Source organism: Pedobacter psychrodurus (assembly GCF_004331735.1).
GTDB lineage: Bacteria > Bacteroidota > Bacteroidia > Sphingobacteriales > Sphingobacteriaceae > Pedobacter > Pedobacter psychrodurus.
The window spans coordinates 42,640-60,082 of sequence record NZ_SJSO01000004.1 but is presented as its reverse complement, the minus strand read 5'-3'; the positions used below and the strand labels follow the sequence as shown (position 1 = coordinate 60,082).

The 17,443-nt window shown below is 36.9% G+C and carries 13 protein-coding genes; 5 read left to right on the top strand and 8 right to left on the bottom strand.

From position 1 onward, the window contains the following. Positions 1 to 14: 14 nt before the first annotated feature. Together EZ456_RS05520 and EZ456_RS05515 are read right to left on the bottom strand one after the other, a co-directional pair. Positions 15 to 1,874, bottom strand: a complete 1,860-nt coding sequence (locus EZ456_RS05520; RefSeq protein ID WP_131528120.1) for a M1 family metallopeptidase — start codon at positions 1,872 to 1,874, stop codon at positions 15 to 17. Between the two features lie 76 nt (positions 1,875 to 1,950). Next, positions 1,951 to 2,904 carry an exonuclease domain-containing protein gene (locus EZ456_RS05515; protein ID WP_131528118.1) on the bottom strand — a complete coding sequence of 318 codons (954 nt, stop codon included), beginning with the start codon at positions 2,902 to 2,904 and terminating at the stop codon, positions 1,951 to 1,953. Between the two features lie 183 nt (positions 2,905 to 3,087). On the opposite strand from EZ456_RS05515, the gene EZ456_RS05510 reads away from it, so the two are divergent. After that, positions 3,088 to 5,061, top strand: a complete 1,974-nt coding sequence (locus EZ456_RS05510) for a DUF3857 domain-containing protein (protein WP_131528116.1) — start codon at positions 3,088 to 3,090, stop codon at positions 5,059 to 5,061. Next, complete coding sequence (locus tag EZ456_RS05505; protein WP_131528114.1) at positions 5,062 to 6,969, top strand: DUF3857 domain-containing transglutaminase family protein; 1,908 nt, start codon at positions 5,062 to 5,064, stop codon at positions 6,967 to 6,969. It abuts the gene before it with no gap. A 143-nt stretch (positions 6,970 to 7,112) separates the two neighbouring features. Here EZ456_RS05505 and EZ456_RS05500 read toward each other — a convergent pair whose 3' ends face one another. Beyond that, positions 7,113 to 8,561 carry an SDR family oxidoreductase gene (locus tag EZ456_RS05500; RefSeq protein ID WP_131528112.1) on the bottom strand — a complete coding sequence of 483 codons (1,449 nt, stop codon included), beginning with the start codon at positions 8,559 to 8,561 and terminating at the stop codon, positions 7,113 to 7,115. Positions 8,562 to 8,776: 215 nt separating this feature from the next. On the opposite strand from EZ456_RS05500, the gene EZ456_RS05495 reads away from it, so the two are divergent. Continuing rightward, positions 8,777 to 9,562 (top strand): murein L,D-transpeptidase catalytic domain family protein, encoded by a 786-nt coding sequence (locus EZ456_RS05495; RefSeq protein ID WP_131528110.1) that lies wholly within the window; start codon positions 8,777 to 8,779, stop codon positions 9,560 to 9,562. Here the strand turns inward: EZ456_RS05495 and EZ456_RS05490 are convergent. Then, a complete protein-coding gene (locus EZ456_RS05490; protein ID WP_131528108.1) occupies positions 9,559 to 10,002 on the bottom strand; it encodes a hypothetical protein in 444 nt (147 codons plus the stop codon). The two genes, EZ456_RS05495 and EZ456_RS05490, sit on opposite strands and share 4 nt — an antisense overlap. Positions 10,003 to 10,204: 202 nt before the next feature. Here EZ456_RS05490 and EZ456_RS05485 point away from each other — a divergent pair, with 202 nt between their 5' ends. Next, on the top strand, positions 10,205 to 12,058 hold the full coding sequence (locus tag EZ456_RS05485) for a DNA topoisomerase 3 (RefSeq protein ID WP_131528106.1): 1,854 nt from the start codon (positions 10,205 to 10,207) through the stop codon (positions 12,056 to 12,058). A 230-nt stretch (positions 12,059 to 12,288) separates the two neighbouring features. Here EZ456_RS05485 and EZ456_RS05480 read toward each other — a convergent pair whose 3' ends face one another. From EZ456_RS05480 to EZ456_RS05465, 4 genes are all read right to left on the bottom strand, one after another. Beyond that, on the bottom strand, positions 12,289 to 14,202 hold the full coding sequence (locus EZ456_RS05480) for an AAA domain-containing protein (RefSeq protein WP_131528104.1): 1,914 nt from the start codon (positions 14,200 to 14,202) through the stop codon (positions 12,289 to 12,291). A 143-nt stretch (positions 14,203 to 14,345) separates the two neighbouring features. After that, positions 14,346 to 14,729 carry a DUF3037 domain-containing protein gene (locus tag EZ456_RS05475; protein WP_131528102.1) on the bottom strand — a complete coding sequence of 128 codons (384 nt, stop codon included), beginning with the start codon at positions 14,727 to 14,729 and terminating at the stop codon, positions 14,346 to 14,348. After that, positions 14,707 to 15,519 (bottom strand): HipA family kinase, encoded by an 813-nt coding sequence (locus EZ456_RS05470; protein WP_394343140.1) that lies wholly within the window; start codon positions 15,517 to 15,519, stop codon positions 14,707 to 14,709. The genes EZ456_RS05475 and EZ456_RS05470 overlap by 23 nt, the downstream gene beginning before the upstream one ends. 744 nt (positions 15,520 to 16,263) lie before the next feature. Further along, positions 16,264 to 16,452: a hypothetical protein gene (locus EZ456_RS05465; protein ID WP_131528100.1), complete on the bottom strand. Its 189-nt coding sequence runs from the start codon at positions 16,450 to 16,452 to the stop codon at positions 16,264 to 16,266. A 536-nt stretch (positions 16,453 to 16,988) separates the two neighbouring features. On the opposite strand from EZ456_RS05465, the gene EZ456_RS05455 reads away from it, so the two are divergent. Beyond that, complete coding sequence (locus EZ456_RS05455) at positions 16,989 to 17,192, top strand: KTSC domain-containing protein (protein WP_131528098.1); 204 nt, start codon at positions 16,989 to 16,991, stop codon at positions 17,190 to 17,192. Positions 17,193 to 17,443 lie beyond the last annotated feature (251 nt).

The following is a 17,443-nucleotide window of genomic DNA, read 5'->3' as shown; positions in this document are numbered from 1 at the left end:
CAATAGAATTCTTGTTAGTTCACCGAAAAACTATTGTCACTTTTAACCTTATCTGGCGTATGTGGATTTCCCATCATTACTTTAGATAACTTTTTAGTAGTTTTTATATTGATTTTAACCTGTTGGTCACCTTTTTCCCAAACCCCAATGGTACTGTGGTTTTTCTCTACAGAACCATCATCATAAGTTAAGGTTAAATCAATTGGCATAGCTTTAACACTTTTATTCTCCACAACAACTGCGTATCCATCTGAAGTTTTATCTACCCCCTTTATAGCCATATCGGTAACACCATCCTCAAAAAACCAGGCTTTCCAAAACCAGTTTAAATTTTTACCACTCCCCTCATTCATACTATTAAAGAAATCGTAGGGCATTGGATGTTTGCCATTCCAATTTTGAATGTAAGTGTGTAAAGCTTTGGTAAACAATTCATCTCCCAGATAATCCTTAACATACAAATAAGCTAAACCAGGTTTAGGGTAAGAGTTGGTAAATGATCCTGATCCTTTTAAATCAGGCGTTAATGTCATAATCGGAGTATCGTCTTTCCCACCAGAAGAAGAAGCGGTAGGCTGAACGCCATATTCGTCTACAATGGTAGCATCAATCATCGGTGATATTAGCCACTCCCCAATAGTTGCCCAACCTTCATCCATCCAGCCATATTTGGTTTCGTTTATACCCATATAAAATGGAAACATGGTATGGAAAATTTCATGATCAGTTAAAGTAATGGCATCAACCCTATTATCGACAGGATTGTCGTTTACCATCATTGGATATTCCATCTGGTCTAAACCATCAAATATGGTTTCATGGCTATAAGGGAAAGGCCATTTCGGAAAAGTATAACTCATGGCTTCTACCGTTTTACGGGCAAAATCGATCACTTCATAATAATCTTTATGTTTTGGGTTAAAAACAGCATCCACACGGGTTCTTCTTTTCGTTTTAGGATCAACCACTAAACTGCTCGATTTCCATAAATAATGATCACTCAAAGCAAATACAAAATCGGTTACATTTTTAGCTTCGAACTTAAAAGTGTTAAAAGCATTAGGCTGTGTTACTTTTTTATCGGCTAAATCTTTATCTGTAATCACATCAATTACAGCATCGTTTTTTTCTGCAGATAACATTCTGGAAACAATATCTTTCTGAAATACTTCTGAAGGGTTTTTCAGATCTCCTGTTGCCCAAATACCATAACCACCTGGAACCGTAATTGAAGCCTTAAATTGATCAAAGTCATTATAAAACTCTTCGGCACCGGTATAAGGAAATTTATTCCATTCATCTACATCATCATAAACCGCAATACGTGGAAAAAAGTAAGCCACAAAATGCGAACCTTCATCAACCTGCCCTGTACGCATATGCGATCCTTTATTTAAAGTATAGCTATAATCGATAGAAAAGCTAATGGTTTTGCCCGGTAAAACCGCCGGAACGTTAACGGTCATATTTGTTCCATCAATTTTAAAATCGGCGATTGGCTTTCCGTTCGCTACCATTTTTTCAATAGCAACCCCATCACCAAGATCAGATTCTGCCAATTTTGATTTTCTTGGTGTTCCCTTTTTGTACAGATTTGGATAAAGCTTAAACCAGATCTCGTTTAGTGTATCAGGGCTATTATTAGTATAAGTTACCTGAACCTTACCTTTTAACAACCTGCTGGTAGGATTAAAATCTACATTCAAATCGTATTTTGAAGTATTTTGCCAATAATTTTTACCAGGTTTCCCATTTGCATTTCTAGTTTCCTTTTGATAGGCTTTCTGAAATACGGGTTCTATTGGTAAGGATATTTGCGCACTAGCATAAAATGCTGTACACAACAGAAGGCTGAATATTTTTATAGATTTCATTTTCTGAGCATAGCGCTTAGCGCCGGGCGGTTGATTTATTTTCAGTAAAAGCAATTTAACAATTAACCACCCAAACCTACTTGCCAAACTTCATTTTTAATTGCTCCAACATATCCGTATTGATCGGCTGTGCAGGTTTCTCTGGCTTAGGTTGGGGTTTCTGCTGGTAATGAGGTTTATTTGCAGGTACATTATTTTGAGGCCTTGCTGCTTTGTTTTCGTTTTTCTTGGCATTGAATTTTGCCCACTCCTCATCTAATTTCTTTTTGGTATACAAAGGGAAATCGCCCTGTTTCATCCAGGCATAATAGCTAGGTTCTACAGAAAACACCTGAGCAGTGGTTTTACCTTTGTGTTTGCCAAAGTTAAAACATACCTCATCGTTATCATTGTAAACCAAACGGCCAGCAAAATCTACAGGTTTATTAATGTTGGTAAAGATATGAAGTGCATCTACATCATTTACAACTGGAATGCTTTTTACACCTTGTTTACTCTCAAACTCGGTTTCTTTGTACATTTCTAACTGTCCAAGTAAAACCTTGTAAGTGGCAATTACATCTGCTTCTGCAGCGTGTGCATTAATTAAATCTTCCTGACAATAGAATTTATAAGCTGCTTTTAATGTACGCTGTTCCATTTGGTGGAATATATTCTGTACATCAACAAATTTGCGGTTGCTCATATCGAAATCAACTTCTGCTCTTAAAAATTCTTCTAAAAGCATTGGGATATCAAATTTATTCGAATTGTATCCTGCCAGATCACTTTCTCCAATAAATTCAGCAATTTCTACTGCCAAAGTTTTAAAGGTAGGCTCATTTGCAATGTCTTCATCATAAATACCATGTATTAACGAAGTTTGCAAAGGAATCGGCATTTCTGGATTTACGCGCCAGGTTTTAACAAGTTCAGAACCATCTGGCATGGCTTTTAAAATCGCTATTTCAACGATCCTGTCAGCTCCAACATTAATTCCAGTAGCTTCTAAATCAAAAAATGCTAAAGGGCGCTTTAAATTTAATTTCATTTCTTATGATGTGAGATTTGCGACATTAGATTTGAATCGGAATGTCAAATTCTTTTTTTCAAAAGTGCTAAAAAGGTTTCATTAGTTCTGTAAAACAGCTTTATTAATTTATAAATTTAATTGTCAAATTATTTCAGAATGTTAGTTTGTAGGATTAAATTGCGGCAATTTATATACGCTCAAATGAATAAGACATTAGCCATACTCTTCCTCCTATTTTTATCATTAACTACTCATGCTCAAAACTTTAACTTTGGCGCAATTACCTATGACGATTACGAATTTGACAGAAAAAAATTAGACAGTAATGCCAATGCTATTGTTTTAAAAGAATTTGGTACGGCATCTGTTCAACGAGACGATAATACAGGCAGTTTAGAGCTAATTTTTGAACACCACGTAAAAATCAAAATATATAATAAAGAAGGCTTTAAGGAAGCTAATATTGTTATCCCAACCTATAAAGACGAATCACGCGAAGAAACAATTAGTGATTTAAAAGCTTCTACATTTAATTATGTAAACAATAATTTTGTAGAAACGGCTATGGATAAAAAGGCTATTTTCATAGAAAACCGTTCAAAATATACCAGACTGACCAAGTTTACGCTTCCAAACCTCAAAGAAGGATCGGTAATCGAATATAGCTATAGGTTAAAATCTCCTAACTTATTTAATTTCAAAACATGGGAATTTCAAAGCGACATTCCAAAGGTGATTAGCGAATATTTGGTTTACATTCCGGGCATTTACAATTACAATGTTTCGTTACGCGGATTTCAAAAACTGACAGACCAAAAAGTTGAACTGAGCAAAGAATGTTTAAGGCTTTCGGGCGTGGCTATCGATTGCTCAAAAATCAACTATATGATGAAAAATATTCCGGCATTTATGGAGGAAGATAACATGACTGCTCCGAGCAACTTCAAATCGGCTATTTATTTCGAACTTTCGGATGTTCAGAATTTAAATGGAGGGAAAACAGCTTTTACCAAAACCTGGAAAGATGTTGATTATGAATTATCATCTTATAAAACCCTGGGCGATCAGATGAAAAGGAAAGATGTTTTTAAAGACCTTATTCCAGAAATCACAAAAGAAAGTACAACTGATTTAGATAAAGCAAAAGCCATTTATAATTACATCAAAAAACAAATAAAGTGGAATAATTATTATGGAAAATACGCTGAAGACAACATTAAAAGGGCACTAGAAGACAGATCTGGTAATGTGGCAGATGTTAATCTGAGTCTTATTGCTGCACTTTCTGCGGCAGGGCTGGATGCAGAAGCGGTTATTCTTTCTACTCGTGATAACGGAACTGTAAATAAACTTTATCCGGTAATGAGCGATTTTAATTATCTGGTTGCCAAAGTAAATGTTGCCGATAAAAGTTATTTACTAGATGCTACTGAACCACTTTTACCCTTCGGTTTGTTGCCACTTCGGTGTATTAACGACCAGGGCAGGGTAATCAATTTGAAGAAACCATCTTATTGGATCGATTTAAAGGCAAGCCAGAAAACAACTACCAGTTATATCCTTACTGGAAAAATGACTACTGATGGAAAAATTATGGGCACTTTAACTACCCATACAATGGGTTACGCGGCATATAGCAAACGCAGAGATATTCTTCGATACAATTCTCCAGATGAGTATGTAGAGAAACTTGATGAACGTTTAACCAGAATTAAAATCTTGGATCATAAAATTTCAAACCTGGATAGTGTAGAAAATTCTTTAATAGAAAAATACGAGGTAGAGTTTACCATAAACGATGGCACCAATAAAAATCAGTTCTATTTCAGTCCATTTTTTATTAATACCATTTCGAAAAACCCGTTTAATTTAAACGAGCGTACCTACCCTGTTGATTTGGGTGCAGCATCCGATGAGCGGATTATCATCAATGTGCTTTTACCAGAAAAATATCAACTGCTGGAAAAACCAAAAGATATGGCTATTGCTTTGCCCAATGCTGGTGGAAAGTATTTATTGCAAACAGGTTTAGATGAAAACACCATTTCAATGAATCAAATTTTACAATTTAACAATGCTATTTATCAACCAGAAGAATATCTTTTCCTAAAGGAATTTTATAGTAAGATTATCCAGAACCAGAAAACAGAATTTTTATTAAAAAAAGTAAACTAAATGAGATTTTCATTCACCGTTTTTTTCTTTCTTTTAGTTTCTGTTGTTGGCTTTGCGCAAGATAGTTATGATGTTGATTTAATTCCTGCTAATCTGCGCAACCGGGCAAACGCCTGTATCAGAAATGAAGAAACAACTATCGATATGCGCTCGCCCGATAACGTAATGCTCCATGTTAAAAAAGCCATTACGGTATTTAACCAAAATGGAGAGGATGAAGCACGTTTGGTACTCTATTACGATAAAAATATTTCAATTAAAGGGATAAAAGGAGAAGTTTATAATAGCGTTGGCAAACTCACCAACAAGTTTTCTCAGAACGATTTTGCTGATATGAGCGCAGCCGATGGGTTCTCCTTATTTGTGGATAGCCGAGTAAAACACTATCTGCCATCGGTTAACAAGTATCCTTACACCGTGGTTTATAATTATGAAATTAGAAATAGGCAAAATCTGATTATACCCGATTGGAGCCCGAAACCCGCAGATGATGTTTCAGTAGAGAAAAGTACTTATACCTTTATTTGTAAACCAACAGATCAGGTAAGAATAAAAACCCAGAATTATAGCGGAATACCGGAAGTAATAACGGATGAGAAGCAGAAAAAAACAATCTGGATAGCAAACAATATCTTGGCCGTTAGAACTGAGCCCTATAGTCCGGCACACGAAACTTATGCAACGAGCATCCAGATTGCCCCGCAAGCGTTTTATTATTACAATCATAAAGGCAGTTATACCAACTGGAAAGAGCTGGGCAAATGGATATACGACGATTTGTTAGCAGAACGTAAAGCCTTGTCGCCTGCCACCATTGAAATGGTAAAAGAGCTGGTAAAAAACGAAAAGACAGAGAAAGATAAAGCGCGCAAAATTTATCAGTATTTACAAGACAAAACAAGGTATATCAGCGTACAAATTGGTATTGGCGGTTTCCAGCCCATTGCAGCCAGCGAAGTAGACCGGTTGGGCTATGGCGACTGTAAAGCTTTGGTAAATTACATGCAAAGCCTCCTCAGTGCTGCAAATATAGATTCTTATTACTGTGTAGTATCAGCAGGTTCTGAAAAGAGAAGTATGGACCCAGAATACGCTAGTATGGTACAGGGCAATCATATTATCCTGTGTATGCCATTAAAGGGTGATACCACCTGGTTAGAATGCACGAGCCAAAAAATTCCGTTTGGTTTTTTAAGCGATTTTACGGATGATAGACTGGTGCTGGCCTGTACAGCCGAAGGAGGAAAACTATTGCATACCCCAAAACTAACAACTGCTGAGAATTTGCAAATACGTAAAGCCGATTTAATCGTTCAGTTAGATGGAAGTATATCTGGAAAAATGAATACCGTTTACGCTGGCTCACAGTATGAAAACCAGGAATCGCTGATTGGTAAATCAATAACCGAACAGCATAAATTATTAAAAGAAGCATACAACATCGATAATATCGATTTTGAGGCAGTTTCCTTTGCACAGAAAAAAGATATATCGCCCAAATTAACGGAAGATGTAAGTATTAATATCAGAAATTACGCCCCGATTAATGGAAACAAAATGTTTTTACAGCTCAATGCATTTAATCTTCGGAGGTCAATTCCTGAAATAAAGAATAGAACCCTGCCTGTTTACATTAACCGTGGTTATACTGATGAAGATACCATCGTTTATACTTTACCAGAAAATATAAACACAGCGTTGATTATTGGACAAGACAAAGCTTTTAAAAGCCCTTTCGGGGAATATGTATGTAAGGCAAGCTTAGTGGACAACAAACTAACCTATTACCGGAAATTTATATTAAACGATGGTACATTTCCTGCAGCGCAATATAATGAGTTTTCGAAATTCATTAATGATGTAAATGCTGCAGATTATTTAAAATTAGCGCTTAGCTTAAAAAAATAATTCCAAGACCGATACCAATAATCATAATTAAATACATCAAAATTTCTGTTGAGGCAAATCTCTTGTACTTGGTCCAGAAAGCGTAATCATTTTCTTCTTTTGGCATTTTACATTCGTTATGCGGCAAAAATAGGCAAATAGATTTAATTACCAGGTTTATAAGTGGTAATCTCTTTGGCCATCCCCTTAAAGAGTACAACATGAAAGGGCCACATGGCATACCAATATACCCTGCCCCACAAACCTTTAGGCCTAAAGGTAGCTATTTGCGATAAAAATGCTTTTCCATGAAACTCTACCAATTTCAATTCGAGCCATGCCTCACCAGGCACTTTCATTTCGGCATATAGTAACAATCTTTTACTCTTTCTATCTGCAAGCAATACACGCCAGAAATCGAGCACATCACCTGCCTGAAGATCAATATTACTGGTTCTTCCTCTTCTGGTACCTACTCCACCGAACATTTTATCTAAAAACCCGCGTAAATGCCAAAGCCAATCCATAAAATACCAGCCTCTATTGCCACCAATGCTCCAGATGTTTTCGAAAACCTCCTCAGCCTTGCGTTCAAAGGGCATTTTAACTTTATATTGTAAAGTTCCATTCTGTGGAACCTTAATCTGATCCATAAAATCCGAATGGAGATAACCACGGTTTAATGCATCTTTCCAACTCGAAACTATAGAGTTTTGATCAATCTTTTCAAAGGCCAGGTGTAGAGATTCGGCATAGGTTAAACAATTTCTGGGCACCGCCACCTGGATTCGGTTATCTTTACAAACCACTTCATTCTTCATGCTATCTACCAGACTTCTGGCAAGCGCATAAGGCACTGGAGTAATCATATTTAACCACAATGAAGATAACCGTGGTGTTAAAACCGGAACGGTGATGATCCAGCGTTTTAATCCACGTACTTTAGCGTAGCCTAAAAGCATTTCCCGATAGGTTAGAATATCTGGCCCACCGATATCAAAAGTTTCATTATAGGCCTTATCATTCTGCAGAACACCAATCAGATAGGCCAAAACATCACGTATACCAATTGGCTGGCAACGGGTTTCTACCCATTTGGGCGTAATCATGAACGGAATTTTTTCTGTTAAATCTCTAATAATTTCAAATGAGGCACTTCCGGAACCAATGATGATAGCGGCCCTTAAAATAGTACAGGCTTTTCCTGATGATTTAAGTTCTTCTTCTACCGCCAACCTCGATCCTAGGTGTTTGGATAAATGCTCATCATTGGCAATGCCTGTTAAATAAATAATCTGCTTGCAATTGGTTTTTTGTATGGCTGTCGAAAAATTTTCGGACGAAGCTTTCTCCATATCAGAAAAACCAGTTTGGCTTGAAGACATAGAATGAACCAGGTAATATGCAGCATCAATATCTTTTATAATTTCGTTTAAACTTTCTGCATTTAGTAAATCGCCTGTAATAATCTTAACCTGATCACTTAAATCAGACGCTGAAATAAACCTGCGCTTATCGCGAACCAAACAAACGATTTCGTGCTTTTCTTCTAACAATAGCGGGAGTAGTCTGGTGCCAATGTAACCGTTTGCTCCGGTTAATAAAATTTTCATGATGTACAGATTTAATACATAACACCAAATAAAAAAAATTGTTAGCGATATTAATTTTCAGAAAAAAAAATCAAATTCCTAAAAGCTATATACCCTACCTTTGAGTCACAACAATGTAAAACCAATTGTATTTAAAACGCTACAAAAATTGTTTTGGGCAACATTTGAGTTAAATAACCGTATAAATAGCTCAATATCAAACTAAACCATACTGAATGAAGAAATACATCCTGGACATTGCTACGATTTTTTTAGTGGGTATGAGCATTGTCGGAACAAGTTGGAAAGCAGTGGAGCTTCCTTATACTCAACAAGAAGTAGTTAAGCAGATCGCAGCAGATAGTTTATACAAGCAATATATCTCGAATATTTACCATCAGGTTCATTTAGATTCTGCCGGATTAAGTGAACAGGTTTTTGAAAAAGCCTTAACTGGTTTTTATAACTTGAAGTATTCCGGCCTATTACATAACAAGTCTATTTTAACCATTGCTGATTTCGATCAGGAAAGCCGTAAAAAACGCTTATATATTATCGATCTTGCGAGCAAAAAACTGATATTAAATACTTGGGTAGCACATGGGCAAAACAGTGGTGGCGATAAACCATCCTATTTTTCTAACAATATCAATTCAAATCAGAGTAGTTTAGGGTTTTATTTAACTGGTGAAATTTATAACGGAAAACATGGGCGTTCGCTTAAACTGGATGGCATGGACCAGGGTTTTAACAGCAATGCACGAGAAAGATCTATCGTAGTTCATGGAGCAAGTTATGTAAGCCAAAAAAGCATCGATCAATTGGGTAGACTGGGCAGAAGCCAGGGTTGCCCCGCTGTTCCGGCTAAGTTAGCCGATCAAGTAATCAATACCATTTCAGACCGAACGGTGCTGTTTATCAACAATTCAGACCAGCAATACAATTCATCATTTTTAAATGAAACACTGGCTGCAAGTGTTATATTAAATCAGGAACAAATTTTAGCAGCTCAAATGGACTAATGGCTCTTAATATTTTTGGCGTTTAGGTTTTCAGGCAAGATCTTGATAAAGATCGATTTGCCTTTGGCGAGCAAATCCCAAACCCAGCGGTTACTGTCTACCCCTTTTTCGCCACAATCTACAACTTCGGCACGTTTGAGCAGTTTTTTAACCAAAGCCTGTACCCATTTTATTTGTACCATACGGTTGAAAGACAAACCCAGGTAATCGCAGTACACGTGTACCAGGATTTCTACAATAAGCGAAGCATTAGAGATAGCCAGTGCTTTACCAAAATGTTGCTCATAATCGGCTTTAATTGTATTTATCATCAGCTCAAAACGTGCATCTGCTTTTCCATCGAGATAAGCCCAAAGTTCTGCATTACTGTACACACGGATTAACTGAGGCTCGAGCCCAACTTTAATTTTATTTCCTGCCAGTTCATAAATTTTATCCATTCATTAAAATCAATTGTTGCTGTTAGATGAAGATATTACCAATTTGTTAATCAATTCGATATAAAAATTCCTGAAACAAATGTTGGACAAAGTTATCTGATAATTGTTTGCCGAAACGAGTGTTAAATAGCATTGTGAGTAATTTTTTTAATCTGTTGCCGATATTTTAATCATCTTTGGGGTTGAAAAGATAAGCCCATTCATGAAGATTGTAATTGCAGAAAAGCCCTCTGTTGGTCGTGAACTTGCTAAAGTTTTCGGAGCAACCACCAGAAAAGATGGATACATTGAAGGTAAAGGATATTCTTTTACCTGGGCATTTGGGCATTTGTTACAATTGGCTCCCCCTCAAGATTATGGCTTTATTGGCTGGAGGAAGCAACATTTACCCATGCTTCCGCAAAAGTTTAAACTTGCCGTTAGAAAAATTAAAACAAAAGATGGTTTTGTAGAAGACCCGGCGGTTCGGAAACAATTAAACACCATAAAAAAACTCTTCGATGAGGCGAGCGAAATTATTGTAGCAACAGATGCGGGGCGTGAGGGTGAATTAATTTTCAGGTACATTTATTATTACCTGAAATGCAAAAAACCTTTCAAACGTCTTTGGATCTCTTCGCAAACAGATGAAGCTATAAAAGATGGATTTAGAAATTTAAAACCTGGAACAGATTACGATACTTTGTTTAATTCGGCGCATTGCCGCTCAGAATCTGATTGGCTGGTGGGGATGAATGCTACGCAGGCGCTAAGTATTTCTGCAGGCAATAGAACAGTTCTTTCGTTAGGACGGGTACAAACGCCTACCCTAGCCATGATCTGCGCCCGTTTTTTGGAAATCAAAAACTTCATACCTCAAACCTATTATCAAATCAGTATTTTGCTTTCTAAAGATGAGCAAATTTTTAAGGCTATATCAACTTCGAATTATAAAGAAAAGGAAGAAGTAGAAAAGTTATTTGCGCTTGTAGAGGATGTGGCTTCTGGCTTTCCAACAGGTGGAAACATTACGGCCGTTGAAGCTAAACCAAGAAAAGAACCACCTCCGTTATTGCACGATTTAAGCAGTTTGCAGCAAGAAGCCAATAAGAAAAAGGGATATACTGCCGATCAAACACTTAATATTTTGCAGAACTTATACGAGAGTAAGCTGGTTTCTTATCCCCGTACCGGATCGCGCTATATTGGTGATGATGTTTTTGCTGGAGTTCCAGACTTGATTGCCAAATTCACCGATCATCCTGATTTTGGAAAACAAGCCCAGTTTCTACAAACCACTACATTAAATAAGCGAAGTGTTAACGCTAAAAAAGTAACCGATCACCATGCTGTTTTACCTACTGGCGAACAGGCTTATGGGCTAAGTGCAGATAAACAAGCTGTATACGATATGGTTGTTGGGCGTATGATTGAGGCTTTTCACCAGGAATGCCTTAAAGAGTTAACCAAAATAACCATTCAATCAGGAGTCACTTTTGTGGCCAATGGAACGGTAATCCGCTCTGCAGGCTGGCGGGCTGTTTTTAACGACCCAGAAGACGATAAAAAAGATGAAGACAATGCAGCCTTACCAAAAGTTGCTGTTGGAGAACAATTGCCTATAACGGAAAAATCTCTTTTAGAAAAACAAACCAAACCTAAGCCAATGTATAACGAGGCTTCGCTATTAAAAGCACTCGAAACATGTGGCAAAGAGATTGAAGATGAAGAATTACGTTATGCGATGAAAGATAGCGGTTTAGGTACGCCAGCAACACGTGCATCTATTATCGAAACCTTAATCACCAGAGAATATATTACAAGGGAAAAGCGAAATCTAGTACCCACTAATAAAGGACTCGCTGTTTACGAAGTTGTTAAGGATAAACAGATTGCGCAGGCTGAGCTTACCGGACAGTGGGAAAAAAGGTTAGAAGAAATACGTTCTGGCTCATCGGTAAAAGATTTTAAATCAGAAATTACAGAATATACCAAAACCATTACGCACGAGCTGTTAATTGCAGGGGCAAGTATATCTGGCAAACTCGAAGAAGAAAAGAAACTGGAAAAAGTTTAGCAGTAAACACCTTTAATTACTTATTCGAGTGAAGAACCCATATTTTCATCTTTCTGAATAAAGCCCACGGCACCAGCATCAAATACCCTTGCGCTAGCGTGGTTCTGTCATTCCCGCTAAACATACAGATTTTAATATCCGGCTAAATGGCCAGGATTTCTTTTATCGTGCCCGGATTGCTATCACCTCCTTTAATTCCTCATTCAGCTTCTTAAGTAACACTTTTATGGCTATAAATCCATAAATTCCCAAGCGCTGTGGTAGGCATTCAGTTGTTCCGCATAATGGATAAATTCAGCATAAAAATTAGATTTCGATAATGTAGAGCTATCGCCAATAATAACCAGCTTTTTCCTGGCTCTCGTCATAGCAACATTCATTCTCCTCGTATCGGATAAAAATCCTATGCTTCCATCGCCATTACTCCTGGTCAAGCTAATATAAACCACATCACGTTCCTGCCCTTGAAAGCTATCAATGGTATTTACTGCAATTTTATTACGATATGGATTTAAAATTTCATTTTCCTGAACCAATGCATTTAAAATTTGAACCTGCTGTTTATAAGGGGAAATAATAGCGATAGAGGGAAAACTATCAGTTAAAGTCTGACCAGCTAAATTGGCTACTAAATGCGTTAAATGTTTGACTAAAAATGCAGCTTCATCAGGATTGGTTGTACTTGTTCCGTCTAATTTTTCGTCGTAACTACAACCTGCAGTATCGATAAATTGAATTGGTTGATCGCCTTCAAATAATAAATGATTGGCAACTGAGTGATGCGCTTTTAACTCATTTTTGTAGAACACCTCAGATGAATAGCCCATAATATCTTTGTTCATTCTGTATTGTTCTTTTAACAACACAACTGACTCTGGATGAAGATTTACCATTTTCTCTAGTAAAGTATTACTTAATCCATTTCTGGCTGCTTCATTTGATTTTATGGTTGGAGAGAGCTGAAAATGATCGCCGGCCAATATTACTTTCTGCGCCTTTAAAATCGGTATCCAACAAGCCGGCTCTAAAGCCTGGCCAGCCTCATCAATTACAATGGTATTATACTTTAAATTCCGAACGGTGTAATGGTTAGCGCCTACCAAAGTGGCGGTGATAATCTGTGCTTTAGTAAACAGATTATCCATAATATACTGTTCTGTTTTTTCAACTTCCTTTCCAATTTTATGCGCTTCATCAAAAAGTGCCTTACGCTGGTCGCGTTCTGCCTTACCGAAACTCCGTTTGTATTTGTGGGCCATGTTTTTATACTCACTGGCCTGTTTTTTTAAAGCCTTAATCGTTTTCATCTCTGGATGATCGGCCATTTGATGATCAAGAGTAGCCGCCAGCAATTTTTCAGAAACCCTTGCCGGGTTACCCACACGGATTACTTTTAACCCTTCAGCAGCTAACTTCTCAGTAAGTAAATCAACAGCGGTATTACTTGGTGCTACCACCAGGATTTTTTGATCGCTGTGTTTAACCAACGATTTTATAGCATGCACCAGTGTTGTTGTTTTTCCCGTGCCTGGCGGACCATGAACCACTGCTAAATGATCGGCTGCAATAATTTTATTCACCGCTAATTGCTGTGAGTCGTTTAGCGTATTTGGAATAATAAATTTCTCTTCTCCCTGAAATGAAGGTTTTTCTCCTTTCGTTAATATACGAATCAGTTTATTTTCTGATTCATTTTCTGCCAAATGCGTAGCCTGTTTAAGGGCACTCTGCATTTCGTCGTAACTATTATTATCAAAAAGTAAGTCTACACCGAGTTTGCCATCTCTTGTCCAGTCTGGTAATTCATCAACACGGAAGCTGATTTTCATCCTGCTACCACTTTGGTGATTTATAATCCCCTCCAACCGGTCTGCTTTGGCATCGTGATTAGAAAACAATACCACAGCAGAACCAAAACGGAACTGATGAGAAAAATCCTGATGGGTAGTTCTTTCCAGCTCTACAGTTAAATAATCGCCCCGACCTATTTCAGTATTCCTGATTGCAATAGGATACCAGGTTAAACCCAAAGCCCTCCTATCGGCTGCCGAAGTATTTTCAGTAAGTTTTAAGTACGATTGTAAATCTTCGTTGCGTTCGGTATCGAGCAAATCTTGAAGTTTTTTGAAATATTCTTTTGGCAAGGATAGATGGGTTAATGGTATAAATTGTTGTATTGTTAAATTGATTTGATTGCTTTAACTGAAAACGGTCTGTCGCTAAGGTAAATCAAACGCCAAGCGCCTGGCGCCATGCCCTAAGCTAAAGCATTTGTAATTATCAACCTTTATAAAACCAGTTCCTGATGCAATCTAAACAAAGTCTCTCCGGCATCATCGCAAAAGCCAGGATGTACTTTTGAGCATTGCACCACAGTACTTCTGGTTGCAGTAAGCCACCTAAAACGAGAAGCCTGGTCGTATAAACCAATGGGGCCTGATCCTTTTGCAGCCATACTTATTCTTTCAAAGGCATTTAAGTTTTCTTTTAACTCTTCTAAATCTACCTCAGCAGAAAAAGATTTTATTCTTTTCTCCTCTAAGGCAAAAACACTTTTTAAAAATTTTTGCTTAGCACAAAACAATATAATGCCCACATTAATAAATTCTTCACGTTCTACCCTCGGCATTACGCGAATCACAGCGTACTCAAATAAGAATTTCCCTTGCATGCTGTGCTTCTTTTAAAAATATAGTTGAATGAGTTAATCGGGTAGTAAGAAAATGTGTGTAGGCATTACGGTGCTCCGCTTTGCTTTCAAAGTTCGTTTCGCCTTCCAACCAGTCATCAGGAATTAAATTAATTACAGATTGGATCTTCTCCGGGCTAAGTAGTTTACTAAATTCTTCATGCACGCTTTCTAGTTCAGTAGCCCATGGTAACAATACATGATCTTTAACCAAAAAGAAAGGTTTAATTGCTTGTTCTTCCCAATTCTGCCAAGAATGATGAAAGTATAATGCAGCACCATGGTCGATTAACCAAAGCTCTTTATGCCACAACAACATATTGGTGTTCCTGCAGGTACGGTCCATATTAGTTAAAAAACAATCAAGCCATACAATCTGCGAAGCAAGTTTAGCATCAACAGTAGTTACTGTAGGGTCGAATGTTATCGCTCCGGATAAATAGTGTAATGCCAAATTTAAGCCTACGCTGGCTTTTAGCAGATCCTGGATTTCTTCATCGGGTTCTGTTCTTCCAAAAGCTTCATCTAAATTGGCAAAAACGAGTTCAGGCACACGCAAGCCTAAATAGCGGGCTATTTCACCCCCAATTAGTTCTGCAATTAAAGCCCGGCTACCTTGTCCTGCCCCTCTAAATTTCAGTACATATAAAAAATTATCATCAGCCTCAGCAATAGCGGGCATAGAGCCACCCTCGCGTAATGGCGTAACGTATCTGGTTACATTTACTGTTCTAAGTTGTAAATCGTTCATATCTGCAGATAGAATGGCCATTTATTTTATTTAGGCACAATTCTAAACTTGCTGCAAATTTAGCAGAATTCCAACAATAAATTGGTCAAAGTTTAGTCGTAAAGATCCTGATGGGGTTCTACTGATTAATCGTTAAAATAGGTAGTTATTTTTTTTGAAGCGCAACGCCAGTACCATTAGGAAGGGTTCAGTCCTGCTGTCCATTTCAATCCTTTTGGTTAAACTCCCGAAATAAGAAAATTTAACGGCCGCCCAAAAGGGATTTCCATTTCCATCAGGGCTATATGGCTTGAAGAATCAAATTCTTAATAATCTTGATATTAAATATAAATTGAACGAATTCCAAATCATTTTAAACCATACAAGAACACACAACCTTACATGACCTTATATTTCTTATATGGTCAATAATAAATCTACGTATCTAAGAGCTTTCGACTACGCTACCATCCACAGATTTCAATGAACGGCGTCTTTCCCGCGCAGGCGGGAATCTTAAAGCTTATGGCATTACGATTCCCAATCAAGTTGGGAATGACGATTCATCGAGGATTATCATCTCTTAAAATCACCTTGTCATTTAAATTGATTTATACAATAAATTATTCCTCAGACTGACAAACCGATTGTACTCTGCTTTCTCTGGAATTTTTCTTTGTGAATCTTCGTGGTTAAACCTTTTCCAGTATGGACAGCCACTGGCAGCTTTGTGATCTCCGTGCTCTTCACTCTGCGTCCTCTGTGGTTAAAACATTGCAATCTGGTCTAATCATGCCCCAAATAAGCATTTCCTGCAGGCGTCATAGCAGATGACCATTGTACCGAATCTCGGTTAATTTTAATTAGGCCCATGCTCTCTAATTCTTCATACTCTTCTTCCATCCCACCTAAAATCGAAGAGCTCACCTGTTGATTGATTACCTCAAGTAGAGATATGATTTCTGATCTTTCCATAAAATAAATAATTAGCGATATGTTAATTAACATAAATGTAATCAAAATGTTTATCGCTTAATAAACATTTTCAAGGGTTTAAGGTTGTAATTATATCCTGATTTGATTGCTATGGAAACACACATCTATTACCTCTTTATTATGGCTTTGCCAATAGCTTGCATAGCCTGGACAGTTACTAAAGAAGAAATTTTCAAAGAGGCACGTGAATTCTGTATAAACCGTTCTAAAAACTGCAATCGGCTGGCGAAAAGAAAGTTTTTTTATGTATTTACATGCGAATACTGCTTTAGTCATTATGTAGCCATAATCCTACTATTTATTACAAAATTCATGTTAATTTATCCAGATTAGCGTGGTTATATTATTTCTTTTTTTTCTATAGTATGGGTTGCAAATGTTTATATGAGCTTATATAACATTATCCGTATTGATCTTAAAAAGGAAAAGATTAAAGTTCAGGAAGAAGAAGCAGCACTCAAAAACGATTGAAACCATTTGTAATGGCAACTGTTTTTAGGGTATAATCTGATATTATGCCATCATCAGTGATCAAATACTTTAGTTATGATGTTGCTTCTGAAACATTGAAAATCATCTTTATAACCGAAATGATTTATCTGTATAAAAATGTTCCTGAACGGATTTATAAAATGTTAAAGGCTTCCGGATCGAAAGGAAGATATTTTAACCGCCACATTAAAGATAAATTTAAATTCCAGAAATTAGCGGAAGAATAATATCACAGAAGTGCTGTGTGATCGAGAAAAAAGAAGTGGATAAAAACAGATCGACAAGCTTACAACTGTATGAAATATCAAAAATGATATGACTCTGAAAAAAATATTTTTTAGTGTTTATTTCTGTCCAAACTTATAAATATCTATATATTAATATCTTAATTTTCAGATCAGCATAAATCCAAACTAAGAACTATAATCTTAAAGTAAAAGAATTGTTAAACTTTTAGGAATTTTGCAAACTAGTCCTA